Origin of the sequence: Nocardioides sp., from assembly GCF_025964975.1 — a bacterium.
In the GTDB taxonomy this organism is placed as follows: Bacteria; Actinomycetota; Actinomycetes; order Propionibacteriales; family Nocardioidaceae; genus Nocardioides.
This window is the reverse complement of sequence record NZ_JAOPXV010000107.1, coordinates 1-5,485: the sequence shown is the minus strand read 5'-3', so window position 1 is coordinate 5,485 and position 5,485 is coordinate 1. Positions and strand designations below refer to the sequence as shown.

The window sequence follows — 5,485 nt, the reverse complement described above, 5'->3', positions numbered from 1 at the left end:
AGCGCTCCGAGCGGGCCCGGTCCGGTGCGGGTTCGGACTCCTTCGCAGGCAGGACGAAGCGGTAGCCCACGTTGCGCACGGTGCCGATGAGGTGCTCGTTCTCCACGCCGAGCTTCGCGCGGAGCCGGCGCACGTGGACGTCGACGGTGCGGGTCCCCCCGAAGTAGTCGTAGCCCCACACCTCCTGCAGCAGCTGCTGGCGGGTGAAGACCCGCCCGGGGTGCTGGGCGAGGAACTTCAGCAGCTCGATCTCCTTGTAGGTCAGGTCGAGCGCCCGGCCGCTGACCTTCGCTGTGTACGTCGCATCGTCGACCACGACCTCGCCGGACCGGATCACGTGGGAGGCGGGGTCGGCGGCCTCGCGCTCCGCCGCCAGGCGGCCGACTGAGAGCCGGATGCGCGCCTCGAGCTCGGCCGGGCCGCAGGTGTGGAGCACGACGTCGTCCATGGCCCAGTCGTGGGTGACGACGGCGAGCCCGCCCTCGGTGACGATCAGCAGCACGGGCACGTCGGTGCCGGTGGTGCGGATGAGCCGGCACAGGTCACGAGCGTGGGCGAGCTCCTGGCGGCCATCGATCAGCACGAGGTCGGCGTCAGGGGCGTCGAGCAGTGCGCTGCCCTCGGCGGGAAGGATCTTGACCGTGTGGCCGAGCAGCGCCAGGGCGGGCAGCACGTCGACGGACGGGCGCAGGGCGCTGGTCAGCAGCAGCAAGGCGCTCATGGCGGTGTCCTCCCCACGGTGGCGGAGTACGACAGAATAGGCGCTGTGAGCACCGACAGCAGCCCGACGGCTGAGGCTGAGACGATCACCACTCGCTACTGGGCCGGTGCACGGTCAGCGACAGGCGTGGACCAGGACGTGTTCCAGGTGTCCGGCCCGGTCACCTTGTCGGAGGTCCTGCGTCTTGTCCTGACCGCTCATCCAGGCGTGGACGTGGCGCGGACGATCGGAGTCTGTTCGGTGCTGGTCGGCGACCGACCGGCGGGCACTGAGGACGCCGATGCGGTCATGGTCCCTCCCGGCGTCGCCGTCGAGTTCCTGCCGCCGTTCGCCGGCGGCTGAGTCTCCATCAGCCCGGAGTGCCCGGCCCACCCACGCTCCACAGTCGTGGGGCACGGGTCACTTCGGTTAAGGTCAGCGCGCGTCTTCGCGTTTCGACGTCGAGCACTTCGGGGAGTCGGGTCAAGACGTTCGTCAGTTCAGGTGATCATTCAATGTAGGGGGAAGCATGAGTAGAGCCGTGTCCGGGCGCGTAGTGCGCCGTTTGACCGCGATGCTGGCGGGCGCCGCGCTCGCTGCCGCGGGACTCAGCCTGGGCGCGGTTGCGCCTGCGAACGCGGCATCAGTCGTCACCGGCGGTGTCACCGACGGGTTCGGCAATCCGATCTCCGGAGTGGTGACCTTCCACGTCCAGTCCGGCGACTCGTACGTCTACTCCACCTCCGCGTACGTCGGCCCGAACGGCTACCTCGAGAAGACGCTGCCCGACGGTGTCTACAAGTTCGAGTTCGACACGTACGGCGACTACACCGAGTTCTACAAGGACAAGGCCGACCTGGCGACGGCGGACGCGGTCGCGGTCTCCGGCGGCACACCGGTGTCCCTCGGATCCTGGACCATCGACCAGCCCTACGTCGTCGGCGCGGTCACCAACGGCGCCGGCAAGCCGTTGCACGCCTCGATCGAGGTGTTCGATGCGGCGACCGGTGCAGGCCTGGGCTCCCGGAGCACCGACGAGAAGGGCACGTTCAAGGTCCCGACGCAGGCTGCGCCGGTCAAGCTGTCGTTCTCCGCAGCGGGTTACGCCCTCGAGTACTACGCCGACGCGGCTGACCTGGCCACCGCCGCCCCGGTCGCGGCGACCGCCACGGGGGCCAACGTCGGCAACATCGTCCTGGCACGCGGTGGCAGCATCAGCGGTCAGGTCACGAGCGATGCCGGTGCTCCGCTCGAGTTCGTCGCGGTCTACGCGGGCGACGCCTTCGACCTGACGGACAAGAACGGCGTCTACACCATCAAGAACGCTCCCACCGGCCAGCAGGTGGTCCGGTTCGTCGACCCGATCGAGGAGTACTCCCCCGAGTACTACAACAACGTCACGTCGCCGTCCGAGGCCACGCCGGTCATGGTCGGTGTCGGCCAGGCTGTGGGCGGCATCAACGCGGCGCTGACGCCCCTGCCCGTCGACCCGACCCGGACGGTCGAGGTGACCGGCACCGTCAGGGACAACCTTGGTGTGCCGGTCGTGGGCGCCGAGGTGACGGCTCTCACCACGCCGGCTCGCCCCGCGGACCGCACGAACGTCGAGCGGGTCTACTCCAACCGCCAGGGTGTCTACTCCTTCAAGAACCTGGAGAAGGTCCAGGGGGAGAGCCAGTTCAAGATCTCGGTGAACGCCTACGTCCAGGGTGACGACAACGCCTTCGGCCTGTTCGGGTCGTGGTACGGCGGCGGGCAGGACTACGAGCGTGCTCCTGTGGTCACGGTGACCCCCGGCACGCCCGTGGGTGCTGTCGACGTCACGCTCGAGCGAGCCGGCGGCATCGCCGGTTCGGTCACTGGTCTGCCTGGGACGCCCCTGGAGCCCTCGGTGTCCGTGCTGGGAGCTGACGACGGTCTCGGCCACCCCAGCCCGGTGTTCTTCGACCTGGTCGACTTCGAGTCCGACGCCACGTTCGAGAGCCGCTCGCTTCGTCCCGGCACCTACAAGGTTCGCTTCGACGACAGTTCCGGTTTCCACGCCGGGGAGTGGTGGAAGGACAAGTCCGCGGTCGACGACGCTGTCGTCGTCACGGTGAAGTCCGGACAGCTCGTGAGTGGCCTGGCGGCCGTTCTCGGCAACCGGCTCGGGGCCGTCGAGCGCCCGTCGATCGACGTCGACTACCCCTGGGTGGGCAAGCCCATCGCGGCCCGCTCGGGTGTGTGGAACGTGCAGACCGGCACGGACTTCGACTACGAGTGGCTCGTCGGCACCACCGTCGTGGGCACGGGAGAGACCTTCACCCCGACCACGGCCCACATCGGTGACCGTCTGACCCTGCGGGTGAGCGCGGAGAACGGCCGGCTCCTCGGCTCGGCCACCTCGGCTCCCTCGGTCAAGATCGGCTACATGCCGAAGATCAAGGTGAAGACCTCGGGCGGCAAGGCGGCCATCAAGATCAAGGCCAACCCCGTGAAGGCCAAGAAGGTCAAGGGCAAGGTCATCGTCAAGGAGATCGTCAAGGTCAAGGACAACGGGACGATCAAGTACAAGAAGATCGCCAAGACCAAGGTCAAGAAGGGCATGGGCGCCGTCTCGCTCGCCAAGCTGACGAAGGGCAAGCACAAGCTTGTCTTCTTCTTCATCGGCAAGGGCAAGGTCGGTTCGAACGACGAGCGCGTGACCGTCAAGATCAGGCGCTGACGCCGAAGCGAGATCAGCGACATCGTAGGGCCCCGGTGGTTTCGGCCACCGGGGCCCTGCGGCCATTTGCTGGAGGGCGGCACCGATGCGGCGAGGGACGCCCGCCGTTCGCCCCGGGTCGTCTCACATCGTGGTTGGTAGGTCCAACATTCGAGACGCGGGAATGCGGTCGGGTGTGCCCGCCTTAGAGTCCACACCATGTTCTCGACCATGCTCACCAAGCGCCGCGCAGTGGACCACTGCCGCACGCGCTCGGCGCTGTGTCGAATGTCCTGACGGGTCCGCACTCCACACCCGGCTGAGCCCATCCCTGGGGCTCCTCGCCGCCGCGGCCTCGTCCCTCCGCAGCCCGCGGCACCTGCCCGCGCGCTGACCATCCGCGCCCGTCCACACGCCCCAGCTTTCTGTCCACACCAAGGAGCACACCCCCATGAGCCGCGAAGAATCGCTCGTCACCGTCCAGTGGGTCGAGGACAACCTCGACACCGACGGCGTCGTCCTGATCGAGGTCGACGAAGACACGACCTCCTACGACAAGGGCCACATCCGCAACGCGATCAAGCTCGACTGGACCACCGACCTGCAGGACCAGGTCCGCCGGGACTTCGTCAGCAAGGCGCAGTTCGAGGCCCTGCTGTCGGAGCGCGGGGTCAGCAACGACGACACGGTCGTGCTCTACGGCGGCAACAACAACTGGTTCGCCGCCTACGCGTACTGGTACTTCAAGCTCTACGGCCACCAGTCCGTCAAGCTGATGGACGGCGGGCGCAAGAAGTGGGAGCTGGACTCCCGCGAGCTGACCGATGAGCTGCCGACCCGGACCCGGACGAGCTACACCGCCACCGAGCAGGACCACTCCATCCGCGCGTTCCGCGACGAGGCGGTCGCCGCCATCGGGGTCTCCAACCTCATCGACGTGCGCAGCCCCGACGAATACGCCGGCCGCCTCCTGGCCCCGGCGCACCTGCCGCAGGAGCAGTCGCAGCGCGCCGGTCACATGCCAACCTCGCTGAACGTTCCGTGGAGCAAGAACGCCAACGACGACGGCACCTTCAAGTCCGACGAGGACCTCAAGGCCTTGTACGCCGAGGTCGGCATCGACGACTCGAAGGACACCATCGCCCTGTGCCGCATCGGTGAACGCTCGTCGATCACCTGGTTCGTCCTCAAGGAGCTGCTCGGCCACCAGAACGTCAAGAACTACGACGGCTCCTGGACCGAGTACGGCTCCCTCGTCGGCGTACCGATCGCCCTCGGCGACGAGCCCGGAGAGGCCTGACATGTGCGGAGCAACCGAAGGCGGACTGTCCCTCGACGGAGTCAACGTCGCGAAGGAAGCAGTGATCCAGGGGCAGGTGACGCGTGGCGGCGAGCCGGTCGGCTCGGCATACGTCCGGCTGCTCGACGGAACGGGTGAGTTCACCGCCGAGGTGCCCACCAGCGCCACCGGGCACTTCCGCTTCTTCGCCGGCGAGGGCGAGTGGACGCTGCGCACCCTGGCACCGCGGACCGAGCCGGTCGACACCCGGGTGCGTGCTGCCGTGGGATCGGTCGCAGAGGTGGCTGTCGCCATCTAGGCCCGGTCTGCGACTGCTGTCGCGACGCTCGACCTCCTACGAGAGGGCGGCGGTGGATGGACGACAAGGGCGACAGCGCGCAGCTCTCTGGAGCCTCACGCTGTAGAACTCCCCGGTGGCGATGGCGCTGGTCTCACCGACGGGCGACCTGGTGACCGTCAACGCGTCCTTCTGCGTGATGGTCGGCTACGACGCTGACGTTCTGCAGACCATGCACATCAGGGACATCACGCACCCCGACGACGTTCAGAACAGCCTCGAGCTGATGCAGTCCCTCGGTCGCCCTGCTGCGTGATGAGAGCGGGGAGCCCATCCACTTCATCTCCCAGATCCGCGACGTGACCGAGCAGCACGACTTCGAGGCGCGGATGGCCACGGCCAACGCGACGATCGAGCTGCAGAGCCGGATGGTCCAGGCCGTCTACGACTCGGTGGACGTCGGGCTCATCCTGATTGATCGTTCGGGGCACTACGACCGGATGAACAGGCGCCACGAGGACTTCC

Annotated in this window: 6 protein-coding genes; 5 read left to right on the top strand and 1 reads right to left on the bottom strand. The window is 67.7% G+C overall.

The genetic code is table 11. The annotated features are described in order from the left end of the window. On the bottom strand, positions 1-721 hold a 721-nt coding region (locus JWN68_RS07710; RefSeq protein WP_297737101.1), incomplete at its 3' end, for a response regulator transcription factor. 45 nt (positions 722-766) lie between these two features. Between JWN68_RS07710 and JWN68_RS07705 the strand changes: the two genes are divergently transcribed. The 5 genes from JWN68_RS07705 to JWN68_RS07685 all read left to right on the top strand — a co-directional run bounded on the left by JWN68_RS07705 (position 767) and on the right by JWN68_RS07685 (position 5,276). Further along, positions 767-1,063: a MoaD/ThiS family protein gene (locus JWN68_RS07705; RefSeq protein WP_297737098.1), complete on the top strand. Its 297-nt coding sequence runs from the start codon at positions 767-769 to the stop codon at positions 1,061-1,063. 166 nt (positions 1,064-1,229) lie between these two features. Beyond that, positions 1,230-3,404, top strand: coding sequence for a carboxypeptidase-like regulatory domain-containing protein (locus tag JWN68_RS07700; RefSeq protein WP_297737096.1), 2,175 nt, complete (start codon positions 1,230-1,232; stop codon positions 3,402-3,404). Between the two features lie 430 nt (positions 3,405-3,834). Next, entirely contained in the window at positions 3,835-4,683 is an 849-nt protein-coding gene (locus tag JWN68_RS07695; RefSeq protein ID WP_297737093.1) for a sulfurtransferase, read from the top strand. 1 nt (position 4,684) lies between these two features. Next, positions 4,685-4,981 carry a DUF1416 domain-containing protein gene (locus JWN68_RS07690; protein WP_297737090.1) on the top strand — a complete coding sequence of 99 codons (297 nt, stop codon included), beginning with the start codon at positions 4,685-4,687 and terminating at the stop codon, positions 4,979-4,981. Between the two features lie 115 nt (positions 4,982-5,096). Further along, complete coding sequence (locus JWN68_RS07685; protein WP_297737087.1) at positions 5,097-5,276, top strand: PAS domain S-box protein; 180 nt, start codon at positions 5,097-5,099, stop codon at positions 5,274-5,276. Positions 5,277-5,485: the final 209 nt, after the last annotated feature.

What these genes read in the sequence shown, in the direction of transcription:
- JWN68_RS07700 (WP_297737096.1), top strand. Translation starts at nt 1,230, where the DNA reads ATGAGTAGAGCCGTGTCCGGGCGCGTAGTGCGCCGTTTGACCGCGATG.
- JWN68_RS07695 (WP_297737093.1), top strand. Translation starts at nt 3,835, where the DNA reads ATGAGCCGCGAAGAATCGCTCGTCACCGTCCAGTGGGTCGAGGACAAC.
- JWN68_RS07690 (WP_297737090.1), top strand. Translation starts at nt 4,685, where the DNA reads ATGTGCGGAGCAACCGAAGGCGGACTGTCCCTCGACGGAGTCAACGTC.